Below are 25,799 nucleotides of genomic sequence, written 5' to 3' on the forward strand. Positions count from 1 at the left end.
ACTCCGACACCGGCTGTTATCCATTCGCCGAAAGCATGTACCCAGCGTTTCGAACAGTTCTTAGAAGTGACACTTCAAACCCGGCATCGATCTTTTGCCGAAGCTTGCTGACATGCACATCCACCACGTTGGTCTGCGGGTCGAAGTGGTAGTCCCAGATGTTCTCGAGGAGCATCGTCCGGGTGACGACCTGCTCGGCGTGCCGCACCAGATATTCGAGCAATTTGAATTCGCGCGGCTTGAGGACAATGACTTTCCCGGCACGTGACACCTTGCGTGAAAAAAGGTCGATGCACAGGTCCGCGCACCTGAGCGTCGATTCGACCGCTTCATTCGGTGACCGGCGCATGAGCACCTCCAGTCGCGCGAGCACTTCTCCGAACGCGAACGGCTTGACCACATAGTCGTCACCGCCTGCCTTGAGACCCCGAATCCGCTCGTCGACAGCATCGAGGGCGCTCAGGATAAGCACCGGGACCTTGCTCCCGGTTGCCCTCATTGCCGCGACGATGCTAAGTCCGTCAAGCCCGCCCGGCAGCATGCGGTCGAGGATGATTGCATCGTAAGCGCTGCCCCCCATGGCCAGAAACATCCCGTCGCGGCCGTTATCCGCGGAATCAACGACATGACCCGCTTCCGTCAAACCCTTTTTCAGGAAGCCGGCCACCTGCACGTTGTCTTCTACTAACAAGATTTTCATCAGTTTGACTTTTGAATTGGGGATGCCGAGCCGGGCAGTTAACGCATCTCGGCAGTGATGCCGCTCTCTTCTGATCGACAGCCAACCCTGGATTATCCGCTCCGCCCGAAAACACAAGCTTCCATGCGCTCATTAAATTTCGTTAACGTTTCGTCCATATTTTGTCAATGCTGACCTCTCGCACCCGCTTGGCTGAAAACTGCCACGTCCCCACTTGTAAAAACATTAACAATAATTAATGCGGCGTTAACAAGGCGGAAAATACGACTCAGCTAATATCCTTGCGACACCGACCGTACGCGGCATGACAACTAGTGAATAACTCAGCTGCCCGCCGAAACCTCCGGGTTGCCCACGGACGAAAGCGCCATGACTCAAGCAATACTACGCCCCTCGACATGCACTTCCGGTGAGCGGGTTATCCGAATTGGTGAATGCGAGATCGACCTCAGCGTGCGATTGTTGCGCCGTCGCGGTGAGGTACTGGAACTGGGGTCTCGCGCATTCGACATCCTCGCTGTGCTTGCTCTGGCAGCCGGCCGCGTCGTCACGAAAAATGAACTCATGGATGTGGTCTGGCCGGATACGGTTGTCGAGGAAAACAACCTCCATGTGCACCTCTCCTGGATCCGCAAGGCACTTGGCCGCGATGGCCAGTTCATTGTAACGGTGCCACGACGTGGCTACCAACTGATAGCCTCCCGAATCGACGCACCCAGCTTTGACGAGGTTGCGCAGGACCGCCCCATTCGCGTCAAATCGGACGTGGCGCCGAGGGAAGAGCGACTGATCGGGCGGGAAAGCGCTATCGCGGAAATCAGGTCGCTGCTGCCATCCACGCGCGTTCTAACGCTTGTGGGCGCAGGGGGAATCGGCAAAACATCGATTGCCCGGGAAATTGCCCGCAGCGTTTCGGCGCAATGCGACCCCGAGATTCACTTCGTCGAGCTTGCCGCCCACAACACCTGTCGCGGCGTGGCTCAGGCATTGGCCGCCAGCTATGGTATCCCGGTCGACAGCGGGGAATCCGACCTCGAGCGCGTTGCACTGATGCTCGCGGGCAAGAAGGGCTTGCTCATCGTCGACAATGCCGAGCATGTCGTCGAATACGTGGCTCAGTTCCTGGAATTCGCTTGCCGTTATACGTCCGAACTGCGCTTCCTCGTTACCAGCAGATTGCGGCTTCGCGTGCCCTGTGAAGTTGTTTACCGCGTCGGCCCGCTTGCACTGCCTGACGTCGAGGATGCCCCTGGGGCAACGCTTCGCTCCCCATCCTTTCGGCTGTTCCAGCGACGTCTGTTCTCCAACGGGCAGAACATGGAGATGAACTGTGACCGCCTACGGCTGATCGACGACATATGTCGACGCCTGGACGGTGTCCCACTGGCCATTGAACTGGCGGCGGGGCGCGCCTCGATTCTTGGACTGGAGCATCTCCGAGTTGGGCTCGAGGAACCGTTGCTCTACCTGGGCGGCGGCTTCAGAACCGCGCAGGAAAGACAGAAAAGCTTGCGAGCCTCGTTGGACTGGAGTTTCGAGATGCTCAGCGACCGGGAGCGGGCGGTATTTCGGCGCCTTTGCGTGTTCGGCCATCCGTTCAACGCTGAGGCCGCGTGCCTGATCGCCCGCGATGACGCTCTCAATGACTCGGTGGTGATGGATTGCGTCTGCGAGCTCGTCGACAAATCGATGGTCGAGATTCGCTTCGAAGGCACCGTGGTCACGTATCACGTGTTGGCGCTGGCCCGCGCGTACGGAAGAGAAAAGCTTGCCGAGGCCGGTGAACTGGACGCAATCGTGGAACGATACGCCCTGTACGCCAGCGGCCAAAGCACCGACGAGGATTTCACCCAAACCTTGCGGCAAGCGCCCCACACGGCCGCGCACTCTGAAACTCTGCGGGATTTTTGGCAACTGGCCTCTTAACAATTGATTTGAGCCTCCGTCTTCGTTACGGCGAAGGACACCGGATGCTTTCGTCATCGACGTGGCGAAGACTCATCCTTCCGCACAGACAGGAAATCAGACTTTGCGGTGATAGAATTCAGCGGATATTTAGTTGTGGCCGTACTATTGACCTGCATGGTGGTTTGATGGTTGCCCGGTATAGCCTGACATTCGGCCCGTTCCGCATCGATTTCCCGCAGCGTGTCCTCACCAGAAATGGCGACGAAGTCCGCATTGGAAGTCGTGCGCTCGACATTCTTATCGTGCTAGCCGAGCACGGTGGTGAACTGGTCTCAACGCGTCAACTGCGCGACCAGGTCTGGAAAGAAAGCGTGGTCGACGATGGCGCGCTTCGTGTGCACGTTTCCACGCTTCGGAAGGCGCTGAGCGATGGCAAACCGGACAGCCGCTACATCGTGAACGACAATGGACGCGGCTATCGGCTCGCGGTGCCGGTCAATTCCACGAGGGCTACGCAATTCACCGCCGCCACGCCGACTGCGCCGGCCCGTACCCCCGATGAAGGTGCGCGAGCGTTGCCCGTGACCCTCACCCGGGTCATCGGCCGGGAGGATGTCATTGACGGCCTGACCGACCAGCTTCCCGAACGCAGGCTATTGACCATCGCCGGTCCGGGCGGCATCGGCAAGACCACGGTCGCCGTGGCTATAGCGCATCGCTTTTCCGAGCGTACCGGTATCCGGGCACTATTCGTCAACTTCGCCCCCGTTTCCGACAAGGCGAGCGTCGCCAGTACCGTGGCGTCGACGCTCGGCGTCGCCGTATTCAGCGGCAATCCAGTCCCGGACGTGATTGCCTCACTGGGCGACACGCCAATACTATTGGTCCTGGACAATTGCGAGCATGTCGTCGAGGCGGTTGCGCAGGTCGCGGAACAATTGCTGCAAGGCGCATCTGGCGTGTACCTTCTGGTAACAAGTCGGGAGCCGTTGCGCGCGGATGGCGAGTCGGTGCATCGGCTTTCGGCCCTGCCGTTTCCGGAAGTGGGTGCGCGGATGGGCATCGAGGAGGCCGGAAGTTATCCGGCCATCTCGTTGTTTCACGACCGGGCGAAGGCTGCCGATGACGCCTTTCAGTTCACGGTTTCGAACATCGGCGCCGTGGCCGACATTTGCCGGCGCCTGGACGGAATTCCTTTGGCGATTGAATTTGCCGCGGCGCGCGTCGCGCACATGGACGTGCGTGCGATCGCCGCGCGCCTGGACGACCGCTTTGCGCTACTCACACAAGGGCGCCGAACCGCATTGCCGCGGCATCAAACGTTGAAAGCGACGCTCGACTGGAGCTACGAGCTGCTGGACTCGCATGAGCAGCACGTCCTGCGCCGGCTGTCGGTGATGCGCTCTTCGTTTGGCATGCGTGAAGCCGTTGCCGTGGCAGGCTGTGGGCAGATCGATGAACTGGCGGTATTTGACGCAATCAGCGGCCTTGTCGCCAAGTCGCTTGTCGCACGTGATATCAGTGATGCCGACAACCCGTATCGGCTCCTCGATACGACCCGCCAATACGCACACCTTCGACTGCTGGAAGCCGGCGAAGCGAACGAGGCCCGGCGCCTGCATACGATACATTGCTGCGAGACCTTCGCAGACCTGGGCGCCGCCTGGGAGGGCAAGGCGCAACCCCAATGGCTCGCCCAGCTCAGCAAGCGAATTGACGATATCCGCGCGGCGTTCGAGTGGGCCTCGCATCAGGAGGGGGATCCCGAGCTCGAAATCGACCTCGTTATCGCCACGGCACCACTTTGGCTCCATCTCTCGCGGCCGCACGAGTTCCTTAGCATGGCCGAACACGCCATTGCAGCGGTTGAGAGCTCGGAACAGGCCGGTAGCACGCGACACGTCGAACTGCTGTTGGCTTACGGACACTCGCTCTGGCACACGCGTGGGCCAACCATCGAAATGGCACGTGCTTTTGAACGTGCCTACGCCCTGAGCCGACGATTGGGTGACGAGGCGTTGGAATTTCGCATTCTGTGGGGCGTATTTGCGCATCGGCTTGTCACAGGTCGATACGTGGAAGGTCTTGCACTGGCCGAGGCGATGCAGGCATTCGCGAATCGTTTCGGAGACTCCACGCTCAATCAGATGTCGGGCCGCAATCTCGCCTATGCACACCACTACCTCGGCGACCAGGCGAAAGCGCGAACGCTGATTGAACAGGTCATCGCCCTCGAAGCTGGCCCCACGCGGGAAAATCTTGCAAAGGCAAATGATGCACAAATGGATGGCCGCATCGCAAGCATGGCGGTGTACATGCGAATTCTTTGGCTGCAAGGCGAGACTGAGCGCGCTGTGAAGTCGGCAAGGGACTGCGCCGAGCTCGTCGCTTCGATCGAGCACGACCTGTCGATCGTCTACGGCCTCGCACTCGGCTCAATACCCGTCATGATCTGGGCAGGCGAGCATGACTTCGCCCGGCAGCTCACCCGCAAGCTTCGCGAGTGCACGAGCCGGCGGGGATTGGCGCATTGGGACATCTACGGGGAAGGATTCGAAAACATTCTTGGCGGCAGGCCTATCGCTCTTTCCAGAGCAACCGTTCCCCAACTGGAAGCGTTTGCAAGCGTCGGGTGCAAAGTCTCCATGGATGCGCTGATTCTGGCGGATCGCGTTGCAGAGCCGTCCTGGGTGAGCGAGGTGCTTCATGAGCATGCGCGCTCGAGCGTGTAATGGGCCGCACCTTGCACGGGTGAGACTCGCGGAGGCGGCGCCTGACGCGGACGCGCTGCCGGGTTTGCACCTGCGCCTAACGCTTCTTAGCAAACTTTAACTGAACGGTCCCGGCGCATCGCCTGGAGAATAGCGGTTACCGGGACTCGACATCGTTTCAGGCTCAGCAGGCGCAGTTGACACTGTGTGTGGCGCGAGTGGGAGTCCCCCCAAACCGCTGAACTCTCATATGTCGGCTTTCATGGACCACGTTCCGCCTGCAAGTACCGTCGATTCCGCGTCACCGCGTCTCGCGACGCCATGGTCGTCCCACCCAGTACTGGATCCCGAGACGCAGCAATTTCTCGATCTGGTCTCCGAAGCCGGCATGCATCCGGATTCGCTGCTCGCCGAACAGCCGTCGTTCCCCTGCCGCGCCGACAGTGACAACAGTTCCGCGGACGACTATGCCGTCACGACCGAAGCGCTGACCTTCAAGACTGGACCGACTGGCTCCGTCGACGTGCACATCGTGCGACCGGCCGGCACGCCGGGCTTACTGCCCGCCGTGCTCTACTATCCGGGCGGCGGCTGGCGCATGGCGAGCTTCGCAACCCACCGCAGGCTCGTGTCACGCCTTTCGGCTGAAGCAGAGGTGGCGGTTGTCTTCGTCTCTTGTTCGCCTGCACCTCACGCCCTGTTTCCGACACAAAACGAAGAGGCATACGCCGCACTGCAATACGTCGCTGCAAATGCCGAAGCGCTGCAGGTCAATGCTGGCGCGATTGCGGTGGCCGGCGATGGTGCAGGCGGAAACATCGCTGCAGTCATGGCGCGATGGGCGAGAGACCGGGATGGCCCGAGTCTGCGCCTGCAAGTGCTGTTCTGCCCCATCCTGTCGGCAGATTCCACCACGCAGTCATATCGTCAGTTCGCGACGGGGCCCGGTATGACGGCGAGAGCGCTGGAGCGTTTTATCGAGTCGCAGTTTCCCGAGAAATCTCGGTCACTCGCGGCGGCGATGCCGATACAGTCGAAACCCGACGAACTCGAAGACCTGCCTGCCGCACTCGTCATCACAGCAGAGAACGACATTACGCGAGATGACGCCGAAGAATATGCCCGCAAGCTCATGCGCGCCGGCGTCAGAGTCAATGCCGCTCGTTATATCGGCACGATTCATGACTTTATGGTTTTCGATGGCCTGGCTGAAACCAGTCCGACAGACGCTGCGTTCAGACACGCCAGCAGCGTTATAAAGCGCGCACTCCGGCGGTAACCGACCTGACTTCACCACTCACCGATGGCGAAGACACGCGTGTCTATTTCCCTTGCTGGAGGCGACCTTATGAAAATCGGCCGAATCGAACTCGATATGGACGTGCGACGCTTGCGGCGTGATGGCCAGGATGTGCGGCTGGGCTCGCGCGCCTTCGACCTGCTGGTGACGCTCGCCTCGGCAAATGGTCGAGTGGTGTCGAGGTCCGAGCTGATGCAGACGGTCTGGCCCGGCACCATCGTCGAAGACTGCAATATCGACGTCAACATCTCTGCGCTGCGCAAGGCGCTGGGTGATGACCGGGACCTCATCATGACGGTCGCGCGGCGTGGCTACCGGTTGGCCCCGTCTCAGGACGTACCCCCGAAATTCCGTACCGCCGCCAGTCCGCGGCCACTCCCGCGCCGCGTCGGGAATTTCGTCGGGAGGGACGTAGTCGTCGCCAAGGCAGCCGAGGCAATGGTGGAGTCCCAGGTGCTTACGCTGACGGGCACAGGTGGTGTCGGAAAATCGAGCCTTGCACTTGAAGTCGCCTATCGGATAGTGCCGTCATGCCCGGCGACGGTGGCCTTTGTCGATCTTGCGTCCCTAGCCACGATTGACGAGGTGCTGAGTGCCATCGCGTGCGGTTGCGGCGTCGAAATGCCGGAGGAAATCGTCTCTTCCGAGTGTTTAAGAGCAGCGCTATCGAATGCGCCGTGGTTGTTGATACTCGATGGCGCGGAGCATGTCATCTCAGCAGTTGCAAAAATCGTAGAAGCATTGTTGGCAGCGAGCCTGAATATCCAGTTCCTGGTCACGAGTCGGGAGCCGCTGAGGATTCGAAGCGAGACGGTTTTCAGAGTGGATCCGCTTGATGTTCCCAAACTCACGGACCGCTGCGACGAGATGCTGAACAGCCCGGCTGTCCAGTTGTTCGTCCACCATGCGCAGCAGATGCACCCGAGGTTTGTCCCTCGCATCGCTGAGATAGAGAACATCGCAAAGATTTGTCAGCGCCTGGATGGTATTCCACTTGCAATCGAGTTGGCCGCCGGACGAGCGGAATTATTGGGCGTAGAAGGCGTGCAACGGCTGCTGAACGATGGACTGTCGTTCCTGTCCGGGGGATACCGCACTGCGACGGCGCGGCATCGCTGTCTACAGGCAGCCTTTGATGTCAGCTTCGACCTGTTGAGCGCCCCGGCCCAGTCCCTGCTCGTTCAACTTTACCGGCTGGACAGACCGTTCAGCTTTGATTCGCTGCGTGGAGTCGTCAACAACATGGCAGTGACGACAGGCGGCTTGATTGAAAGCATGGATGAGCTTGTCTCGAAGTCACTTGTCAACGTCTGTTTCGACGGGCCAGAGGCGATGTATAGCCTTTTCGAATGCACCCGGACGTACGTCTCAGAGAAGTTCCAATGCGCCTTCGACGAGCACGCCCCTAAGCGGGCAGCTCAAAAATCTCTCGAAGGCGATGTTGACTTTCTCGGCAACCTGTTAGCCTTGAGCACCTGAACAACGAGCCCCTTCGTCCATCGGGCCAGCCGTAATCAGAGCCTGAACGAGGTTGACAAATGGCGCGGTCCCGGCACCGCTCCTCACGCCGCCGGGATCGCCACGAGCCTGATCACCGACGAGTCCTACCACCCGTACTTGAGTTCGACGCCGGCGTAGTCGGCATTGCGGCCGCCCGCCTCACGAATCGAGTTTCCCACCTGGAAGTGCACGGCTTCGACCGAACCTACCAGATTTGCCGCAATCGTCCAGTCCGCGCGCAACTGCACATACATGCCGGTCCACCGGCTGCCCTTGCCCGCCGTGCCCGGCACTGGCTGATTCGGCTGCTGGTACACGGCGTCGCCGGTCGTCTCGCGCCACTGGAAGCCCAGCGCGCCAAGCAGCGTGAGACTGGCCGAAGGCTTGAGCGTGATGGATGGTTTGATGTGGATCAGGTTCGCGTAGCCCGTATAGCCTGCGAGCGTGAAGTAATAGCCGTTCGGAAATAGCGGATTGAAGGTCTCGAGCCGCCCATCATGCGGGTGCCGGTCGCCAGAGGCAGCGTCGATCTGCAGCGCGACGCGCGGCGTCCACGGCAGGTCGAGCTTGTAACCCGCGATCGAGCCGACTGCCCACGCGAGAACCGTACTATTACCGACCGTTCCCGTCTGCAGCATCGCCTCGGCATCCCAATCGACGCGGCCGCGCGTGCCGAAATAATGCAGGTCCCAGACGTCGCGGTGCTCAGAACCTTGAGCGTCGAGGTATCGCGCGTTGGTGTTGTTATAGCGCGACCAGTAGCCGGACATATCACCCGGCCCGACGGATTGGCGCTCGAAACGCACGCCGCTGAAAGTGAGATTGCGGTTCGACACGTCGTCGAACACCGTCGCGTTACGGTACTGCACGGGCTGCGTCGCGTAGGCGATAATGCGCCACTTCTGGTATTCGTAGTCTGCCCAGATAGCATCGAACGCCTGTCGTACGTTCGGGCCATCGCGTACGGCAATGAAACGCTGCAAGTCGAATGCCATTTCCTGGCGGCCAACGCGAAACTTGAACGTACCGCCGCCGACCGCTCCGGTGTAGGCCACGAATCCCTGCTCGAGATCGAGCGGATTCTTGTCCACCGGCGTGACCACATTCTTGCCAAACGCCCGCGCATCCACGAGTTGCACGAAAAACTGCCAGTGCTCGGCGAGATGTGCATCGGCATGCACTTCGATGCGCTGAATCAGATAGGTATCCGACTGCGCAGAGCCGATACCGAACAGCGGGGCGTCATTGGTTTCGATACGCTCGCGCAGGTTCGCGCCAAGCGACAGATATGAGGCGGGGTCGCCGCCGAGCGGAATGTACTTGAGGCTGTCGAGTGGCTTGCGCGGAACGCAGGGGTTCGCAAGCACCGACCAGTCCTCCTGCCAGCGGTTGAACATCACGGCAAGACGTTTGACGTTACACGCGTCGGTCGTTGTGGCGTCATTCACCACCGTGCCAGTGGTCGCGCCGGCCGAGTCAGCCGCGAGGCTCGCACCTGCAACCGGTTGCGCAGCCGTATCCGCGAACGCTGCGTCGGCGCCCATCAGCAACAGCCCGGCGATGGCCGTCAAGCGCGCGGCCTTCTCGAATCGACGCCCGCGCGTCGTGCTCGATACCATGGATTTCCTTGCCTTTGTCGGCTCGTGTTTGTGTTTGCCCGTCCCGCTCACGCGCCGGGCCTGAGCGGGATGATTCCCTGCGCCGCCTGGATTCACGAGTGCCCCGGTGCGATCGCGCGCTCATGCTCTCCCGTGGTCACCGCGAGCCCGACGAGGGCGCACGCCGGCGCAAGCAGCGCCCAGAAGCCCATGTAGACCACCCCCAGTGCCCCGGCCACCGCGCTAACCGCAAACGCGACAATGGCCGGCATCATCGACCCGAAGCGCGAGCGCGCCGCGGCGCGCACGCTGTCGGCAGTACCCGGCGACAGCATGTCGATCACGTCCAGAACGGCTTGCGTGACGTTGCCCGTCATTACGGTATTCGGCACGCCAGGACGCTGGATCAGGCGCGGATGCGCATTCTGCACACCCATCGCGAACGCACCCACGACGCCGGCCACGATGACAGGCAAGCTGTCGGGCCGGCTGACCGGCGTCGCCCAGACGCCGGCGAGGCAAAAGCCGACGATCAGCACAGCCTGCACCGCATAGAGCAGGCGTGCGCCCTGACGCGCATGCCCCTGCGGGAGCCAACGCACGAGCAGGCTGCTGAGAACGACCCCGCCGATAAACGCGGGGAACACGATCAGCTTGAGCAGAACGCCCTGCCCCGAGCCGGCGATGCCGGCGCCAATCAACACGAAGTTGCCCGTCACGTGTGCGGTGAACAGACCGAACAGTGCAACGAAGCTCAGGGTGTCGACAAAGCCGGCGATCGCGGCAAGGATCGTGTCCTCGGACTTCATTGCGCCGCGCCTGCGTGAATTTCGGCGATATAGCCGCCCGGGAACTGCACGACCGCGGCATCACGCCCGGCCGAGGTGAACGGCGGCACCAGCACATTGACGCCAGCGGCCTTCGCCTTTTGAAGCGTATCGGCCAGATTCGATACTTCGTAGCCGGTCACTTCGCGCCCGAACGGGTAAGGCAGATGACCGTCCGTCACGAGCACGGTCATCTTGCCGAACGGCGATTCGATTCGAATGCGGCGATAGGTGTCGTCAGGTCTGCCGATCTCGACACCCGGCGCCTTCAGGTCATCGGACACCACCTTGCCGTGCGAGAATTTGACGAAATCGTGAACCAGCTTGTGCACGCTTTGCGGCGACACGTAGACCCGATTCTCGGGAATGGTCTGCAGCTTGTCGTAGTGCGGGGCCTCGGTGTGCCAGTAGAGTTGCATGTTGGTACCACCCGGCCACGTGATGATCGCATCGCGGCCGATCGGGTCGGGGAACGTATCGACGATCACATCGGCACCGAGTGCACGCGCCGACTTCACCGCCGCGTCCATGTCCGTCACGAGGTAGCCCGTGCGCTCCGCGCCGAAGGGATACGGCATGGGCGTCTTGAAGCCGAACACGGAGATCGTGCCTGCCGGGGTAAATACGAGTTGCGACATCGTCTGACTCGGTGTCGGCGTGACCTGGAACACACCCTGCTTCGACTTGCTGCCGCCGAACGTCGCCGCGAAGCTGTCGGTGAAGCGGTCGAAGTCCTCTGGTGCCACGTATACGTGCGTCGTGTCGTACTGCGGACCGACTGCGACCGACGGCGATTCGACCGGCGCTACGGGCGGTGTCGCGAAAGAAACGGGCGCGGCGACGAGACCACCCGCGATCATCAGGGTAACTAAGGCAGTGCGAATTGCTTTCATAGCGGAATTTCCTTGATATTTCATCGTACTGATCAATCGGTCAGGCGCGGCTCTCGCCGGTCGGACGCTGCGAATCGCCGAGCAGTATCGCGAGCACGAGCGCCGCGATCAGTCCCAGATGCTCGAAAAAACTGTTGAGCGCCGTGAAGCGCTCGACACCGGCATGGTTCCAGAAGTCGTTGGCAACCAGCATCGCGACGACGGTCAGCATGCCGAGGCCGCCTGCGCCGATCCACGCGAAGCGGCGCAATACCACGCACAGCGAGCCGACGATCTCGACCGCCACCGCGAGCGCTGCCCAGAGGGCGGCCGGGTGCAGGCCGAAATGCGCCTGCTCCGCAATCGCGCCCTCGAAGTTCAGCGCTTTGGTGACACCGCCGATGAGGTAGGCGGACACGAGCGCAAGGCGCACGAGCGGCCCAACCCACGGCGGCGATAGCAGCGCACGAACCCATGCGGGGTTGCTGCTGCCGTTCCATATCGTCATGTCAGATCGCCCAGCAAGAGCAGCCGAATGCGCCCCAGAAGCCCTTTGCATCCGAAGTCGGCAATGCGCTGGCCCACGCGCTCGCGTGCGCATGGCCGTGCACATCGCAGGCGCTCGCGCAGGCGCACATCGCCGCGGCAGCGGCACGCCCGAGCGGCGCGCCCTCGCGCTGCGTAGCGCCCCAGCCGCCATAGCCGCCGTATTGGCGCACCGGCGACCAGTCCGGCATTGCAGGCGGGATTGGCTGATCGTGTTGCGAGAATGGGCCCGCGCCCCAGACGATCTTTCCGCCGACCACCGTGAGCAATGCGGTGGTGCCGGCAATGTCGTCCTCCGCGCACGCGAAGAAGTCGCGGTCCGGAACCATGAGGTCGGCAAGCTGCCCGGGCACCATGCGCCCTTTCTTGCCCTCTTCGTTCGAGAACCAGGTGACGTACTCCGTCCACATGCGCAGCGCGGTATCGCGATCGAGCAGGTTACGTTGCGGATACATCCGCAGACCGCCAACTGTCTTGCCGCTCACGAGCCATGCGAGCGACACCCACGGGTTGTACGAGGCGACGCGCGTCGCATCGGTGCCGGCCGAGACCTTGATGCCCTTCTCGAGCATTCTCGCGACGGGCGGCGTGGCTTGTGCCGCTTGCGCGCCATAGCGCTCGACGAAATACTCGCCCTGATAGGCCATGCGATGCTGAACCGCGATGCCGCCACCCAGCGCCGCAATGCGATCCATCGATCGCTCGGAAACGGTTTCCGCGTGGTCGAAGAACCAGTTGATTCCGTCGAGCGGAATATCCTTGTTGACCTTCTCGAACACATCGAGCGCCCGGCTGATGGTTTCGTCATAGGTCGCATGCAGGCGCCACGGCCAGCGGTTCTGTGCGAGTACCCGCACCACGCCTTCGAGTTCGCCTTCCATTCCGGGCGGCAGTTCGGGGCGCGCCACGCGGAAGTCCTCGAAGTCGGCCGCCGAAAACACCAGCATTTCACCTGCACCGTTGTGGCGGAAGTAGTCCGAACCATCGTGATACTTGACCGACCCGGTCCAGTTCACGAAGTCTTCCTTTTCGGCCTTCGGCTTTTGCGTGAAGAGGTTGTACGCGATGCGCACCGTCATCTCGCCCGCATCATGGAGCTTGCGGATGACTTCGTAATCGTCCGGGTAGTTTTGCGAGCCGCCGCCGGCATCGATCGCGCCGGTCACGCCAAGGCGGTTGAGTTCGCGCATGAAATGACGCGTCGAATTGTATTGATACTCCAGCGGCAGCTTCGGGCCTTTCGCGAGTGTCGCGTAGAGGATCGACGCATTGGGGTTCGCCAGCAGCAGCCCGGTGGGGTTGCCCGCGCTGTCGCGCATGATCGTGCCGCCCGGCGGCTCCGGCGTATCCTTCGTATAGCCCACCACGCGCAACGCGGCGGCATTGAGCAGCGCCCGGTCGTACAAGTGCAGGATGAAGACCGGCGTATCCGGCGCGACGGCGTTCAGCTCATCGAGCGTCGGCAGCCGCTTCTCTTCGAATTGGTGCTCGGTGAAGCCGCCGACCACGCGCACCCATTGCGGCGCTGGCGTGATCGCCACCTGCTGCTTGAGCATCTCCATGGCAACGGCGAGCGAGCGTACGCCGTCCCAGCGCAGCTCCATGTTGTAGTTCAGACCGCCGCGGATCAAATGCAGGTGATTGTCGATGAGGCCTGGCAGCACCGGCCGGCCACCGAGATCGATAACTTTGGTCGCGCGGCCCGCGAGCGGCATGACGTCGGTATCGCTGCCGACCGCGACGAAGCGGCCATCGGCAATCGCCACGGCACTGGCGATCGGGTTCGAACGATCCAGCGTGGTGAACCGTCCATTGTGCAAAATGAGATCGGGATGGGTAGCGGTTGCGCTCATTTGCGTTTCCTCGTTTCTATCAGTTCGATTAAAAGCCCAACAACTGCCTCAGGGATGGAACGGCCTGTGCGCCGATCAACATGCCAAGCAGGCCGATCAGGGCAACGAGCGGAGGCGCGGGCGAGCGGACCTTGATCACGCTGTAGATCACGCCTATCAGCATCCCTGCACCGAGGGACACCAGATAAGATTCCATACGATCAGTCTCTCTGTGAGATTGGAATGCCGAAGCGAGACCTCGCAGTTCAACCCGAGTACCTCGCGGGGAATGCACTGCAGCGCAGCGATCGGCAGACCGCGTGCGCTGCCGCCGACTTCACGCGGAGCGCATCGCCCCGCTTTCGGCGATCGCGGAGGCGATTAGCGTGCCGGTACAGCCGGCAGCACCTCGTGCGGCGTAGCCGTGCGCTGCGCTGCCTTATGGACCATCGTGTACGCGTAGTCGACGCCCATGCCGTACGCGCCCGAATGTTCCTTCGCGATCGCCATCACGGCGTCGTAGGTCGCGCGGTGAGCCCAGTCACGCTGCCATTCGAGCAGGACCTGCTGCCACGTGACGGGCACGGCCCCCGCCTGGACCATGCGCTGCATCGCGAAGTCGTGCGCGTCTTTCGACGTGCCCCCCGATGCGTCGGCCACCATATAGATCTCGTAGTCACCTTCGAGCATGGCGCAGAGCGCGAACGTCGTGTTGCAGACCTCGGTCCACAGACCCGCTACGACCACCTTCTTGCGGCCATTCGCGGCGAGCGCGTCGCGTACCTTCTGGTCGTCCCACGAATTCATCGACGTGCGTTCGAGCACCTTGTGCTCGGGGAACACGTCGAGCAGTTCCGGATACGTGTAACCCGAGAAGCTTTGCGACTCGACCGTGGTGATCGTGGTCGGAACGTTGAACACCTTGGCCGCCTTGGCCAGACCGACGACGTTGTTCTTCAGCACCTGGCGGTCGATCGACTGAACGCCGAACGCCATTTGCGGTTGGTGATCGATGATGATCAGTTGGCTGTTCTGAGGAGTGAGAACTTCGAGCTTCGAATTGTTCATGACGGGTATGTCCTTTGAACCGGAGAGAGGAGGAAGCCGCCATGCCGGCATGACCAGCATGACCGGCAGGCGTCCAATGTGCATTGGCGCTGGGCAATTCGACATCCAGCTCCGGTTATTTGACACGCAAGGACAGAGCAGCAACAACTAAAAAGGGATTAAATTTTATTGCCCAAAGAATTAATCTTAAAAGCTCTTAATTGGTATTTTCTTAATCCAGAGTAGCCGGTAATCTTTCCACGAATTCGCTAGGTAGATCCTGTAATGGGACAGGTCGTCAATGAGACTCGCACTATGAAACCGTATATCCTTTCCTTGTTGGCCGGCATCCTTGCCGGGGTCGTCTACGGTGCGATCGGCGTGCAATCGCCGGCCCCGCCCACCATTGCGCTGATGGGCCTGCTCGGCATGCTGGCCGGCGAGCAGATACTTCCCCTCGCACGCAGGGTGCTCTCCGGTTACAAGTTGGGTGCCGCATGGCGCGAGGCGAAATGCAGCCAGCACATGTTCGGCTCGCTGCCGGGCGCTCAAGGCTCCAACGCGGCCGCAAGAGACCAGCAGTCATCCTCATTCTGATCGGCATCTCTCGGGCGTCAGCCTCGACGAAGGCGTGCCCGACGTTGGCCATCGCGACGCTTCAGTAACGTGACGACACGGTGTCTGAAGCAGCGAACGAGCGCCGCCCGCGACTCCATGACATCTCCGCTAAAAGTTCAGCGCTGCAATCCTTTACGCATCGGTGCACGTTTGCCCGGCGAGCCGTACCGATACGCCGAGAAGTCCTTCGGTTACATCGCACAATGCCTGGAGTCACGCGCTGACGACAAAGGTCGTTCGTTGCGTGACCCAAGCCTCTTTCATGCGAGCTCGAAACGGTCGAGGTTCATCACCTTGACCCACGCGACCACGAAGTCGCGCACCAACTTCTGCTCGCCGTCCGCGCTCGCATAGACCTCGCTCAGCGCGCGCAACACCGAATGCGCACCGAAGATAAGGTCGACGCGCGTGCCGGTCCACTTGACCTTGCCGGTGTTGCGGTCGCGGCCCTCGAACACGTCCTTCGCCGCCGAGACCGGCTGCCATTCGGTGCCCACGTGCCCCACGACCGCTCCAGACTCCCGTTGTGCACGCGGCATGCACCCTGCCCCGCCGCTTCACCGAAGCCGCGGTAAATTCGAAGCGGTTGTCTTCACAGCGGTCTTGCTGCGGCGGAGCAGCTTGACCTGGGACTGCGCGATGTCACTCCATGTCTGCTCCGCTCGACGCACGGCGCAATCAAACGACTCGTCTTCCACGGTGCAGCGACCGTCTACCGTGATCAGCCACCCCTTGCGCGTAGGCGTGCAACTCACGCGTCCGTCTTCCATGAGGTCGGCGTACCAGCGCCAGACACGCGCATCGTCAGCGTTCGCACGAACGGCGGCAGCGAGACGCGCGATCTCGAGGCTATGCGGGTGCGAGCCTTGCAGTTTCAAACCCATTTCATTCCCTTTTCGAAGCCACTCAAAACCGGGCACTATGAGCAAAAGGCCCGTTTCGCGTTCGTTCAAGACGCAAAGCAGCTAGAGCCGAGAGCGCCCCAGAAACCGTTCAGGTCCGAGGCGGGCACGTTGCTGCGCCATGCCCAGCCGTGCGCTGCGCGTACATCGGCGTGCCGCCCACCGTGTGCCCGGAATTCCAGTTCGCGCAGAGGAGTTGTTCTGGTGCGCTCATCGGCGCCCTCCTGACTCTCGGTCAGCGTGGGTTGAGCGCTGCAGTCCGCGTATGAACCGCAGCGGGGCGAACTCACGCATACCCCGCCGCACGACGGGGTATGGTGGTCGCGATTGGCATCGAGCTTAGGCGACGCGCGCCTCAAAGTCCTTGTGACAAGCTGAAGAGTTCTGAACAGACGCGCGTTGCCTCGCAGGCGCGTCACGCATATCTCGTCGTAGCGCCTCAGGACTTGAGGAACGCGAGCAGGTCCGCATTGACCTGATCGACATGCGTGCTGCACATGCCGTGCGGCGCGCCCTTGTACACCTTGAGCGTCGCGTTCTTGACGATCTTCGCCGAGAGCTTCGCCGAATCGTCGATCGGCACGATCTGGTCGTCGTCGCCGTGCAGGATCAGCGTGGGCACGCTGATCTTCTTGAGGTCGTCGGTGTAGTCGACTTCAGAGAATTGCTTGATGCACTCATACTGGCCTTTGATCGAACCGGCCATGCCCTGGCGCCAGAAGTCCTGCACGAGGCCCTGCGAGACTTTCGCGTCGGGGCGGTTGAAGCCGTAGAACGGCGTGGCCAGATCCAGATAGAACTGCGAGCGGTTCGCCGCCACGCCCGCGCGGATGTTGTCGAACACCGACATCGGCAGACCGTTCGGATTGTCCGCAGACTTGACCATTTGCGGCGGCACTGCGCCGATCAGCACGGCCTTCGCCACGCGCTTTTCACCATGGCGGCCGATGTAATGCGCCACCTCGCCGCCGCCCGTGGAATGGCCCACGAGCATCGCGCCCTTCACGTCGAGCGCGTCCAGCACAGCCGCGAGATCGTCGGCGTAGGTGTTCATGTCGTTGCCCTCGGACGGCTGGCCCGAACGGCCATGGCCGCGGCGGTCGTGCGCGATCACCCGGTAGCCCTGATTCACCAGGAAGAGCATCTGCGCGTCCCACGCGTCAGCCGAGAGCGGCCAGCCGTGCGAGAAGACGACCGGCACGCCCGTGCCCCAGTCCTTGAAGAAGATCTGCGTGCCGTCCTTCGCGCTCACGTAGTTGCCGCCGTGATGATGCGAGGTGCCGAGCGTATGCGCCGAACCGCCCGTCACGGACGCGGCTGCGTTCGCGGACAGGCTCGACATGGCTGCCACGGCGCCGGCCATGCCCGCACTTGCCGAAAGCAGCCTGCGGCGCGACGCCGAAGGCCTGGTCGAATCGATTTGCTGGGTGTTCATGCTAGATCTCCGTCGTTACATCGCCGCGCGCGGGCGTGGCGACGACCTTGCGTGTTGAGATGGATAGCGATGCGGCGAGGAGCGAGAACTTGCTGAATAGCGCCACATGCCGGCAGGCACTCTAATGACGCAAGCGGCCGAAGTCCTTGGCGCAAACTGAAAAGTCCTGAAATGAAGCCGCAATGCCTTTGCGCCCAGCGAGGCGCAAAAGCTTTAGCCACGATTCGGCGCCGTTGTCGCGCTCACGCACGACCCCAAAGCTCGATCGAACGGATATCTCGCATGCGCCAGAGATTAAATATTCTTAATCAGACTCTGCCTGATCCAGACGAACCTATACTTTTTCCGCGAGCCTTTCGCGTAGTTCCTGTCACGCCACGTTCACCAACCAAGACTCGCATCATGAATCCGTACATCCCTTCGCTGCTTGCCGGTACTCTCGCCGGGGTCGTCTACGGTCTGATCGACGTGCAATCCCCGGGCTTCTAGCGGATGAACAACGTCGAGTTTTTTCATTACCTCCTGCTGTTGATCTGCGGAGCGGGCGCCCTGACGTGGCTCGCGGAGCGCATCGCGATCCCGCCTGCCGTCGTTCTGCTGCTCGGCGGCTGTGTGATCGCAGTCGCCGGCAGGCGCGTACCCGACGTGGACCCGAACCTGCTGCTCGCGGCCGTGCTGCCGCCGCTGCTGATGTCGAGTTCGTTCTATACGGCGTGGAAGGAATTCCAACGCGACATCGGCACGATCGTTTCGCTCGTGCTCGGGGCCGTGACATTCACCACCGTCACCGTGGCTGTCGCCGTGCATGCCTTCAACCCGAACCTGCCATGGGCGGCGTGCTTCACGCTCGGTGCGATCGTCTCGCCGCCCGACGCGGTCGCCGCCAAAGCGATCCTTCAGCGCCACCCGCTACCCGCCAGGCTCGTGGCCGTGCTGGAAGGCGAAAGCCTCGTGAACGACGCGTCGGGCCTGCTGCTCTATCAGATGGCGGTCTCGGCAGCGCTAGCCGCGACGATCACGGTCACGAGCGGATCGGTGCTGTTCTTTACGCTTACCCTGATTGGCATCGCGGTCGGCATCGTGTGCGGCCAGGCAATGTGTTGGGTGCTGCCGCGTCTGGGCGATCCGATGCTCGGCATCGTCGTGACCTTCGTTATGGCGTGGGCCAGCTACGGTATCGCGGAGGCCGTCAGCGGATCGGGTGTGCTGTCCGTCGTGACCTGCGGTCTCGTGCTCGGCATCCGCCAGCATCGGGTATTCGACGCCGATATGCGCATAAAAGCCAAGGCGACCTGGGAAGCGGTCGTGTTCGTGCTCGAGGCGCTGGTCTTCATCCTGATCGGCCTCACATTGCATGCACTCCTCTCACGGGTGAATCACGAATCGGCCGTGTTGACGGCCGGGCTGCGTGTCGCGTTGCCGGCAACTGCGGCAGCCATCGTTGCGCGCCTCGCGTGGGTGTTCGCTGCGATCTGGCTGCCCGACCAGATACGCGCGAAACGCTCGGGCCGCGAGCCGTGGAGCTTCAAGGAAGCGGTTGTGCTCGGCTGGGCGGGTATGCGCGGCGTCGTCAGTCTGGCGGCCGCAATCGCGCTGCCAGACAATTTCCCCGGCCGCGACCTGATCGTCTTCAGCACATTTCTGCTGATCATCGCGACGCTTGTCGTGCAGGGCGGCAGCCTCGCGCCGCTCATCCGGCTGCTGAAACTGCGCCCGACAGCCCGTCACACCATGTCCGAGCACGAGGCGCGCGCCCATGCGTTCGGCGCCTCGCTCGCTGCGCTCGAGGAAATCGACGAGCGCTCGTCCGGCATCGAACGCGCGACCTTCGAGCGGCTGCTAGCCGAATACCGGATTCGCGTCACCGCGAACGAAAGCGCATACCAGTTGGGTGCGGACCGAATCGAACACCGTGCGCACTTCCTGCGTGTCGAACTCGAACTCGTTGGCGTGTCGCGTGAGGCATTGCTCCGCCTGCATCGCGACGGCAAGGTGGACGACGCGGTCCTGCATCGCATCGAATCCGAACTTGATTTCGAGGAACTGCGGCTGTTGCGGCTGCTCGAACCGTGACGGCTTGCCTCCACGTCGGCCCTCAACGAAAGGTATTCATCATGCCCACTACGATCAAGGCTCTGCTCACGCCGCGCGAAAGCGACATCGGCAAACCTGATCGTGCGGCGCGTGCTTCCCGCCCGTGCCGCGCGCCTCGTCGGACCATTCATTTTCTTCGACCATATGGGGCCAGCCGTGCTGCCCGCTGGCAGCGGCGTGGATGTGCTGCCGCATCCGCATATCGGCCTCGCGACCGTCACGTACCTGTTCGAAGGCTCGTTCATGCATCACGACAGCCTCGGCTATCGGCAGAAAATCGTGCCCGGCGACGTGAACTGGATGACGGCCGGTCGCGGCATCGTCCATTCAGAACGCACGCCGCTGGAGGATCGGCCAGTTGAACAGGCGATCCACGGCATTCAGACCTGGGTCGCGCTGCCTGTCGAACACGAAGACGCCGCGCCCGCGTTCATTCATCATCCGGCCGATACGCTGCCGACGTTCACGCGCGACGGGGCAACCGTACATGTGATCGCAGGCACGGCTTTCGGGAAGACCTCGCCGGTCGAAGTCTTTTCACCTACGCTCTACGTCTATGCCGGGTTCGCGGCTGCCGGTCGCCTTGCACTCGATGCCGAGCACGAGGAGCGCGGCGTCTATCTCGTCGACGGAGATCTGACCATCGACGGGACGCCGTTGTCTCCGACAACGATGGCCGTGCTGGAGCCGCGTGCAACGGTCGAACTCGCCAGCGCGCATGGCGCGCGCGTGATGCTCCTCGGCGGCGCGCACCTGCCGGGCGAACGCTTCATCGAGTGGAATTTCGTGTCTGGTTCGCGCGAGAAAATTGTGGCTGCGCGGCAAGCCTGGGCTGCGCGGACCTTCGGCAAAGTGCCTGGCGAAGAGCATGAGTGGACGCCTCAACCCGAGCGTGGCGCGCATTGAGCATTGACTTGGGGAGCGATTGCGTTTGGCGCGTCATGCCGCTCATTGCGCGCCTCAAGAAGCCTTGACGCGCGCTTCGTCTCGACCGAGCCACGCATGAATCTGGCTGACTACCGCTGCGCCGTCTCCTACCGCTGCGGCCACCCGCTTCGGCGCCCCTGATCGGACGTCGCCGATCGCGAAAAGCCCCGGCACATTCGTCTCGAGTGGGAAGCGCTCAGTGCCTGCGTTCGCATCGGGCGGCCCCGTTTCGACAAAGCCGCGCTCATCCAGTTGAACGCCCATCGATGTCAACCAGTCTGTTTTTGGATCGGCGCCGATGAACAGGAAAAGATGCTGTATCTCAATGAGCTCACTGCCCTGTTCGTGATGAAAGACGCGAATTCGCTCAAGACCACCGTCGCTCGCTTCCAGTGATTCAAGCGTGCATCTTGCGCAGATCGACACGTTTGGCAGAGCGCTGAGCCGGTCTATCAGGTAACGGGACATGGTGGCTTCGAGACCATGGCCACGTATCAAAACGCGTATGCTTTTCGCGAAGTTGGCGAGAAAGACGGCAGCCTGCCCAGCCGAGTTACCGCCACCGATCAGCACAACGTCTTTCCCGCTGACGAGACGCGCCTCGATGGGCGACGCCCAATAGTAGATCCCTCTGCCCTCGAAGCGCTCAAAGCCCGTCACGGAAGGCTTTCGATACACCGCTCCGCTCGCGACCACGACTGTCCGCGCACGCACGCACTGTCGATCGGAAAGCGCGAGCACGAAGTTGCCCGCAGCGCCCTCGACCCGATCGACCGCAGTGGGAATGGCCACGTGAGCACCAAATTTCAATGCCTGCTGAAACGCGCGTGCTGCAAGAGCTTGCCCCGATATGCCGGTCGGAAAGCCAAGGTAGTTCTCGATACGTGCGCTCGCACCGGCCTGACCACCTGGCGCGCGCCGATCGAAAACCACGACCGAAAGCCCCTCCGACGCCGCGTAAACGGCCGCCGCCAGGCCCGCCGGACCCGCGCCGATGATAGCGATGTCGTAGCACTGCGACGCACTGAACGTCGGCACCAAGCCGAGCCGGGTGGCGAGCTCCACTTCGTCGGGCGCCCTCAGGACCGACCCGTCCGGGCAAAAAACAAGCGGGAAATCGTCGGCCTTTGAAGTGAGGCCGGCGAGCAGCTGCACGGCGTCCGAATCCTTGTGTGCATCGATCACCGCAGCCGGATAGGCATTGCGCCGCAAAAAACCTTGCAGGCGGACTACCCTCGCGTCGTCACCCTTGCCGACGATAATGGGACCGAGCCCCTGCTCGATGAGCCCGAGACGCCTCAGGATCAACGCGCGCATGATGTGCTCGCCCAACTGGGCGTCCGCGATGATCAGCGCCCGCAACTCCTCTGAGTTCAGGACGAGCGTATCGCAGTCAGTCATGGCAATCGCGTCCACCAGCGACGGCTTGCCGGTGAGTTGCGCCATTTCGGCCATGAAATGGCCGTCATGATGGTCTGTCACGACCGTGGTACGCCCTTGCGGGTCGCACGAATAGATCCGCACACTCCCGCGCAGCAAGATGAATAGCCCTTCTGCAATGCGCCCCGTCCTGAAGATCGAATCGCCGGCCTTGAACGACTTCGGGCGGCCATAGCGCCTCGCACTGCGTATCTCCGCATTGGAAAGGCGCGGAAACATTTGATGCTGCCGATATTCAAGGGACGAAAACGGAAGTTCAGAGTCGAGTGAGCTTGCGTTCGTATTACCTGCGTCGATCATATTCGCCTCGCCTGCCGGCCGCGTTGAGTTCGACTCCGGATGTTAGCGACATCATGCCCAAAAGTACTTGTTGCGAAGCTGAATAGTTCTGAAGAGACCAGCAACCATAGGGGAAGCGCTTTCCCATCGAATGGGCCATTGCGCCACGCGCAACACGAGCTCGCGCGCTGAGTTTATTCAGCTGGGAGCTCGTGTTGTTTTGCTTGGTGAGCATCGCAAACTGCCCACGGGGCATGCCATGGAACGCGCAAAAATCACGATCGCCTACGACTTCATTTGTCCATGGTGCTGGATCGGACATCGAAATCTGGAGGCCGGCAAGGCCCTTGACGATCTTCCCGAATTAGATGTTCGTTATCTTCCGTTCGAATTGAACCCGGAAATACCGCCTCAAGGGATGCACGGGCGCGCCTACCGAAGGCTCGAGTTCGGTAGCTGGACTCGCTCGGAAATGCTGGGCGGACGTGACTGGATGCGGCCCCATGCCGGCCTGTCGCCGCGGCGCCACTTTCCGGCATCGCGCCTCGATGTAGGCAGCAACAGAGTCATTCCAGTCTACTCAGGCGACACTGGCTAGCAAGGTCAACAGCAACCGGCTGATTATTAATGATTATATTGGCGGCACACGGCAAAGCTTAACCAAGCTTGGTGCCGCCTAACCGGAAACCTGCGCGAAAATCAAAGGGATACCTAACGGCCGTTATGTACTCGCTCAGAGACCCCAACCGAATCTCGGTCAGATCACCAGCACGCGTTTAGCGATGCGCGTGGCCGCTGTGACTTTGCCGTGACGCGCCGCTATTTGAACTTGACGAGATCCTTGAAGATCAGTTGAGCCCAGGTATTCCCCCTGGCCTGGACGAGCGAACCGCCATCCTTGAGCGGTCCTAGCGCAATCGGCGCGAAACCGAGTTGTTCAGCCAGAGCCGCGACCGGTGCCACCGCACTTTCGTCATCGCTCGACAGAAACACGACGCGGCTGCCGCCATTTACACTCGGATCAGCGGCCAGAACAGCGGCGGGCAGATGGTTAAAACCCTTTACGAACCTGGACCCGTTAAACGCTTTGGCGACAACTGCGGAGGACGGCAGATCTTGTAGCTCTTCGACGGGAACGCCGTAAGCATTTGTCGCGTCGATGACCGTCTTGCCCTTCCAACTCTTGCTCTGCTTCGCGACCTCGCGGTGCTCCCAGAAAGGAACCGCCAGGAAGATCGTGTCGGACGCGATTGCATCCTGCAGCGTCCTGGGGACGACGGTAGGGCCAATCGCTCGCGCCTGCTGCATCAACGTCTCGGGTGGGCGCCGGCTGGCGACGGTCACATCGATGTTCTTTCTTGCAAACGCTCGGGCGAGCGCCTGGCCTACCGCGCCAAAGCCAATAATCGAATAGCTCATGCAAACTCTCCATTCAGGGGACGTTTTGATCAACCACGGACTCGTGTTAGTTGGTAACCGGGCGCGCGGGACCGTTGCCCGCGTCAGGCGGCCCGCTGCGCGCGATGCGCCACGCGGGCCGCAGCAGACACGCGGAGCCGAGCGCCTTCACCGCCGTTTACAGCGCAGCGCGAGCAGACGTGACAATACCCGCTGGACAATCACCGAAACCAATCCCGTTTATTGATCAGGATTTCATATCTATTGACACAACTCGTACCATCTTCGTCAAAATTGGCAGGCCTCCTTATACGTTTTTCGACGCGATTTCAGATGGCCGAGAAGCCGCCGTCGACAGACAACTCCACCCCATTCACGAAGCTCGAATCGTCTGAAGCAAGAAACAGCGCGACCGTCGCAATTTCCTCAGGACGACCCATCTTTCCCCGCGGGATCAGGGATTCGAACATCCGCTTCGCCTCCTCGTCGAGAACTTGGTCCTGCATCGGTGTGGCGATCGGCCCCGGGCTCAGCACGTTCACCCGGATATTCCTGCCCTTCAGTTCGTTGAGCCAAGTACGTGCGAATGAGCGCAATGCCGCCTTGCTCGCCGCATACACGCCGTAACCAGGAAAACCCTTCACCGAAGCAACTGACCCGGTCATGAAGATCGATCCGCCATCGTTGAACAGCGGCAACGCCTTCTGAACCGTAAACAGCGTACCGCGCGTATTCAGGCCGAAGGTCGCATCGAAGTGCTGCTCGGTAATCTCGCCCAGTGGGACGGCTTCGCCCATGCCAGCGCTCGCGAACAGGATGTCGATCTTGCCCTTTTCACGCTTGACTGTATCGAACAGGCGGTCGAGGTCGTCGAGATTGGCCGCGTCGCCGCGCACACCGGTCACGTTCCGGCCAATCTGCTTGACGGCCTCGTCGAGCACCTCCTGCCTCCGGCCCGTGATGAAAACATAGGCGCCTTCTTCGACGAACCGCTTGGCGCTCGCCAGCGCCATGCCGCTCGATCCCCCCGTGATGACTGCAACCTTACCCTCAAGCTTTCCCATGACATCTCCTTTCGTGGTGTCGGACAGCGTCCCGGTTCCCATTTGCACAAATGTGCTGTATCTTGTGGATCACTGATCCAGATACGAATTCATTATATACGGATCACCGATCCGTTTGTCAAGGAAACCCGTGCGAGCCGACGCCAGAAAAAATTACAGCCACCTACTTGCAGTCGCGCGCGACGTCGTCACCGAGCATGGCGCCGATGCGTCCATGCGAGATATCGCCCGCCGGGCCGACGTCGGGTTGGCCACACTGTTTCGCCATTTCCCGACGCGAGAAGCCTTGTTCGAAGCGTTGCTGCGTACGAATCTGGACGCACTGACGCAGAAGGCAAGCGAACTCGAAACGTCGAATCCACCTGACGAAGCGCTCGTGTCCTGGTTTCGCGAAGGGGTGGCATTCGTTCATAGCTATAGCGGCGTTGTCGCCCTGATGGCGAGCGCCCACGCGGACCCGGACTCCGCGCTCCACGCTTCATGCGCGGCGGTGCACTCAGCGGGCGCGCGACTACTGCTCCGTGCTCAGGCGGAGGGAACGGCGCGCGCCGATATGGATGGGGTCGACCTGTTCGCCCTGATGTCGGCGCTCGGCTGGCTCGTCGACCAACCCTCATTCGCGCCACGGGCCGATCATCTCTTTCACGTTATCGCGAGCGCCATCCTGACAAATCGGTCGAGCAACCATGTCGAGAAGGCAACGTGTTGAATCAGATCGCCGACGCATACTTTCCTGCCAGGAAAGCCCCGGGGATTCGAACCAGACGGCGGAAAGCCGACTGGAGCCGACACTCGAACGGC

General features: G+C 61.6%; 22 protein-coding genes and 2 pseudogenes. 9 read left to right on the forward strand and 15 right to left on the reverse strand.

Annotation, left to right across the window (positions count from 1 at the left end; genetic code table 11):
• Nucleotides 1-16: 16 nt before the first annotated feature.
• Nucleotides 17-700 (reverse strand): winged helix-turn-helix domain-containing protein, encoded by a 684-nt coding sequence (locus OKW41_RS12475; protein WP_429443747.1) that lies wholly within the window; start codon nt 698-700, stop codon nt 17-19.
• 369 nt (nt 701-1,069) lie between these two features.
• Between OKW41_RS12475 and OKW41_RS12480 the strand changes: the two genes are divergently transcribed.
• From OKW41_RS12480 to OKW41_RS12495, 4 genes are all read left to right on the forward strand, one after another.
• Nucleotides 1,070-2,626, forward strand: a complete 1,557-nt coding sequence (locus tag OKW41_RS12480; RefSeq protein ID WP_429572679.1) for an ATP-binding protein — start codon at nt 1,070-1,072, stop codon at nt 2,624-2,626.
• Between the two features lie 167 nt (nt 2,627-2,793).
• Nucleotides 2,794-5,340, forward strand: coding sequence for an ATP-binding protein (locus OKW41_RS12485; protein WP_429572680.1), 2,547 nt, complete (start codon nt 2,794-2,796; stop codon nt 5,338-5,340).
• Nucleotides 5,341-5,569: 229 nt separating this feature from the next.
• Nucleotides 5,570-6,598 (forward strand): alpha/beta hydrolase, encoded by a 1,029-nt coding sequence (locus OKW41_RS12490; protein WP_429572681.1) that lies wholly within the window; start codon nt 5,570-5,572, stop codon nt 6,596-6,598.
• Nucleotides 6,599-6,667: 69 nt separating this feature from the next.
• The gene (locus OKW41_RS12495; RefSeq protein ID WP_429572682.1) at nt 6,668-8,098 is read left to right on the forward strand and encodes an ATP-binding protein; all 1,431 of its coding nucleotides are present in this window, start codon (nt 6,668-6,670) and stop codon (nt 8,096-8,098) included.
• A 125-nt stretch (nt 8,099-8,223) separates the two neighbouring features.
• Here the strand turns inward: OKW41_RS12495 and OKW41_RS12500 are convergent, their stop codons facing one another.
• From OKW41_RS12500 to OKW41_RS12530, 7 genes are all read right to left on the reverse strand, one after another.
• Nucleotides 8,224-9,738 (reverse strand): alginate export family protein, encoded by a 1,515-nt coding sequence (locus tag OKW41_RS12500; protein ID WP_429572683.1) that lies wholly within the window; start codon nt 9,736-9,738, stop codon nt 8,224-8,226.
• A gap of 92 nt (nt 9,739-9,830) precedes the next feature.
• A complete protein-coding gene (locus OKW41_RS12505; RefSeq protein WP_429572684.1) occupies nt 9,831-10,526 on the reverse strand; it encodes a YoaK family protein in 696 nt (231 codons plus the stop codon).
• Nucleotides 10,523-11,437, reverse strand: a complete 915-nt coding sequence (locus tag OKW41_RS12510; protein ID WP_429572685.1) for a glyoxalase — start codon at nt 11,435-11,437, stop codon at nt 10,523-10,525. The genes OKW41_RS12505 and OKW41_RS12510 overlap by 4 nt, the downstream gene beginning before the upstream one ends.
• Before the next feature lie 40 nt (nt 11,438-11,477).
• Complete coding sequence (locus tag OKW41_RS12515) at nt 11,478-11,924, reverse strand: DoxX family protein (RefSeq protein WP_429572686.1); 447 nt, start codon at nt 11,922-11,924, stop codon at nt 11,478-11,480.
• A gap of 1 nt (nt 11,925) precedes the next feature.
• A complete protein-coding gene (locus OKW41_RS12520) occupies nt 11,926-13,815 on the reverse strand; it encodes an amidohydrolase (RefSeq protein WP_429572687.1) in 1,890 nt (629 codons plus the stop codon).
• Nucleotides 13,816-13,843: 28 nt separating this feature from the next.
• The gene (locus OKW41_RS12525) at nt 13,844-14,011 is read right to left on the reverse strand and encodes a DUF1427 family protein (protein ID WP_184062561.1); all 168 of its coding nucleotides are present in this window, start codon (nt 14,009-14,011) and stop codon (nt 13,844-13,846) included.
• Nucleotides 14,012-14,175: 164 nt separating this feature from the next.
• Nucleotides 14,176-14,862 carry a hydrolase gene (locus OKW41_RS12530; protein WP_184031324.1) on the reverse strand — a complete coding sequence of 229 codons (687 nt, stop codon included), beginning with the start codon at nt 14,860-14,862 and terminating at the stop codon, nt 14,176-14,178.
• A 294-nt stretch (nt 14,863-15,156) separates the two neighbouring features.
• Between OKW41_RS12530 and OKW41_RS12535 the strand changes: the two genes are divergently transcribed.
• On the forward strand, nt 15,157-15,438 hold the full coding sequence (locus OKW41_RS12535; RefSeq protein WP_184031326.1) for a XapX domain-containing protein: 282 nt from the start codon (nt 15,157-15,159) through the stop codon (nt 15,436-15,438).
• A gap of 281 nt (nt 15,439-15,719) precedes the next feature.
• Here the strand turns inward: OKW41_RS12535 and OKW41_RS12540 are convergent.
• The 4 genes and pseudogenes from OKW41_RS12540 to OKW41_RS12555 all read right to left on the reverse strand — a co-directional run.
• Nucleotides 15,720-15,956: pseudogene (locus OKW41_RS12540) on the reverse strand (catalase/peroxidase HPI); the annotation flags it as partial.
• Between the two features lie 60 nt (nt 15,957-16,016).
• Nucleotides 16,017-16,412 carry a hypothetical protein gene (locus tag OKW41_RS12545; RefSeq protein ID WP_429443758.1) on the reverse strand — a complete coding sequence of 132 codons (396 nt, stop codon included), beginning with the start codon at nt 16,410-16,412 and terminating at the stop codon, nt 16,017-16,019.
• Nucleotides 16,413-16,452: 40 nt separating this feature from the next.
• The gene (locus OKW41_RS12550; protein ID WP_429573441.1) at nt 16,453-16,575 is read right to left on the reverse strand and encodes a hypothetical protein; all 123 of its coding nucleotides are present in this window, start codon (nt 16,573-16,575) and stop codon (nt 16,453-16,455) included.
• Between the two features lie 225 nt (nt 16,576-16,800).
• Nucleotides 16,801-17,796 (reverse strand): alpha/beta fold hydrolase, encoded by a 996-nt coding sequence (locus tag OKW41_RS12555; protein ID WP_429572688.1) that lies wholly within the window; start codon nt 17,794-17,796, stop codon nt 16,801-16,803.
• A gap of 492 nt (nt 17,797-18,288) precedes the next feature.
• Between OKW41_RS12555 and OKW41_RS12560 the strand changes: the two genes are divergently transcribed.
• Both OKW41_RS12560 and OKW41_RS12565 read left to right on the forward strand, forming a co-directional pair.
• On the forward strand, nt 18,289-19,869 hold the full coding sequence (locus tag OKW41_RS12560) for a cation:proton antiporter (RefSeq protein WP_429572689.1): 1,581 nt from the start codon (nt 18,289-18,291) through the stop codon (nt 19,867-19,869).
• Nucleotides 19,870-19,910: 41 nt separating this feature from the next.
• Nucleotides 19,911-20,796 (forward strand): annotated as a pseudogene (locus OKW41_RS12565) (pirin family protein).
• Between the two features lie 54 nt (nt 20,797-20,850).
• Here OKW41_RS12565 and OKW41_RS12570 read toward each other — a convergent pair.
• Complete coding sequence (locus tag OKW41_RS12570; protein WP_429572690.1) at nt 20,851-22,557, reverse strand: FAD-dependent oxidoreductase; 1,707 nt, start codon at nt 22,555-22,557, stop codon at nt 20,851-20,853.
• Between the two features lie 238 nt (nt 22,558-22,795).
• Here OKW41_RS12570 and OKW41_RS12575 point away from each other — a divergent pair, with 238 nt between their 5' ends.
• Nucleotides 22,796-23,134 (forward strand): DsbA family protein, encoded by a 339-nt coding sequence (locus OKW41_RS12575; protein WP_429572691.1) that lies wholly within the window; start codon nt 22,796-22,798, stop codon nt 23,132-23,134.
• 221 nt (nt 23,135-23,355) lie between these two features.
• On the opposite strand, the gene OKW41_RS12580 is transcribed toward OKW41_RS12575, so the two are convergent.
• Together OKW41_RS12580 and OKW41_RS12585 are read right to left on the reverse strand one after the other, a co-directional pair.
• Nucleotides 23,356-23,955, reverse strand: coding sequence for an NADPH-dependent F420 reductase (locus tag OKW41_RS12580; RefSeq protein ID WP_429572692.1), 600 nt, complete (start codon nt 23,953-23,955; stop codon nt 23,356-23,358).
• A 308-nt stretch (nt 23,956-24,263) separates the two neighbouring features.
• A complete protein-coding gene (locus OKW41_RS12585; protein ID WP_429572693.1) occupies nt 24,264-24,998 on the reverse strand; it encodes an SDR family NAD(P)-dependent oxidoreductase in 735 nt (244 codons plus the stop codon).
• A 130-nt stretch (nt 24,999-25,128) separates the two neighbouring features.
• Here OKW41_RS12585 and OKW41_RS12590 point away from each other — a divergent pair, with 130 nt between their 5' ends.
• Complete coding sequence (locus OKW41_RS12590; protein ID WP_429572694.1) at nt 25,129-25,707, forward strand: TetR/AcrR family transcriptional regulator; 579 nt, start codon at nt 25,129-25,131, stop codon at nt 25,705-25,707.
• Nucleotides 25,708-25,799 lie beyond the last annotated feature (92 nt).

Source organism: Paraburkholderia sp. UCT70 (genome assembly GCF_050434085.1).
Lineage (GTDB): Bacteria > Pseudomonadota > Gammaproteobacteria > Burkholderiales > Burkholderiaceae > Paraburkholderia > Paraburkholderia tuberum.

Coding starts and splice junctions, on each gene's coding strand:
- OKW41_RS12475 (WP_429443747.1), bottom strand. CDS start 700: ATGAAAATCTTGTTAGTAGAAGACAACGTGCAGGTGGCCGGCTTCCTG.
- OKW41_RS12480 (WP_429572679.1), top strand. CDS start 1,070: ATGACTCAAGCAATACTACGCCCCTCGACATGCACTTCCGGTGAGCGG.
- OKW41_RS12485 (WP_429572680.1), top strand. CDS start 2,794: ATGGTTGCCCGGTATAGCCTGACATTCGGCCCGTTCCGCATCGATTTC.
- OKW41_RS12490 (WP_429572681.1), top strand. CDS start 5,570: ATGTCGGCTTTCATGGACCACGTTCCGCCTGCAAGTACCGTCGATTCC.
- OKW41_RS12495 (WP_429572682.1), top strand. CDS start 6,668: ATGAAAATCGGCCGAATCGAACTCGATATGGACGTGCGACGCTTGCGG.
- OKW41_RS12500 (WP_429572683.1), bottom strand. CDS start 9,738: ATGGTATCGAGCACGACGCGCGGGCGTCGATTCGAGAAGGCCGCGCGC.
- OKW41_RS12505 (WP_429572684.1), bottom strand. CDS start 10,526: ATGAAGTCCGAGGACACGATCCTTGCCGCGATCGCCGGCTTTGTCGAC.
- OKW41_RS12510 (WP_429572685.1), bottom strand. CDS start 11,437: ATGAAAGCAATTCGCACTGCCTTAGTTACCCTGATGATCGCGGGTGGT.
- OKW41_RS12515 (WP_429572686.1), bottom strand. CDS start 11,924: ATGACGATATGGAACGGCAGCAGCAACCCCGCATGGGTTCGTGCGCTG.
- OKW41_RS12520 (WP_429572687.1), bottom strand. CDS start 13,815: ATGAGCGCAACCGCTACCCATCCCGATCTCATTTTGCACAATGGACGG.
- OKW41_RS12525 (WP_184062561.1), bottom strand. CDS start 14,011: ATGGAATCTTATCTGGTGTCCCTCGGTGCAGGGATGCTGATAGGCGTG.
- OKW41_RS12530 (WP_184031324.1), bottom strand. CDS start 14,862: ATGAACAATTCGAAGCTCGAAGTTCTCACTCCTCAGAACAGCCAACTG.
- OKW41_RS12535 (WP_184031326.1), top strand. CDS start 15,157: ATGAAACCGTATATCCTTTCCTTGTTGGCCGGCATCCTTGCCGGGGTC.
- OKW41_RS12550 (WP_429573441.1), bottom strand. CDS start 16,575: ATGAGCGCACCAGAACAACTCCTCTGCGCGAACTGGAATTCCGGGCAC.
- OKW41_RS12555 (WP_429572688.1), bottom strand. CDS start 17,796: ATGAACACCCAGCAAATCGATTCGACCAGGCCTTCGGCGTCGCGCCGC.
- OKW41_RS12560 (WP_429572689.1), top strand. CDS start 18,289: ATGAACAACGTCGAGTTTTTTCATTACCTCCTGCTGTTGATCTGCGGA.
- OKW41_RS12570 (WP_429572690.1), bottom strand. CDS start 22,557: ATGATCGACGCAGGTAATACGAACGCAAGCTCACTCGACTCTGAACTT.
- OKW41_RS12575 (WP_429572691.1), top strand. CDS start 22,796: ATGGAACGCGCAAAAATCACGATCGCCTACGACTTCATTTGTCCATGG.
- OKW41_RS12580 (WP_429572692.1), bottom strand. CDS start 23,955: ATGAGCTATTCGATTATTGGCTTTGGCGCGGTAGGCCAGGCGCTCGCC.
- OKW41_RS12585 (WP_429572693.1), bottom strand. CDS start 24,998: ATGGGAAAGCTTGAGGGTAAGGTTGCAGTCATCACGGGGGGATCGAGC.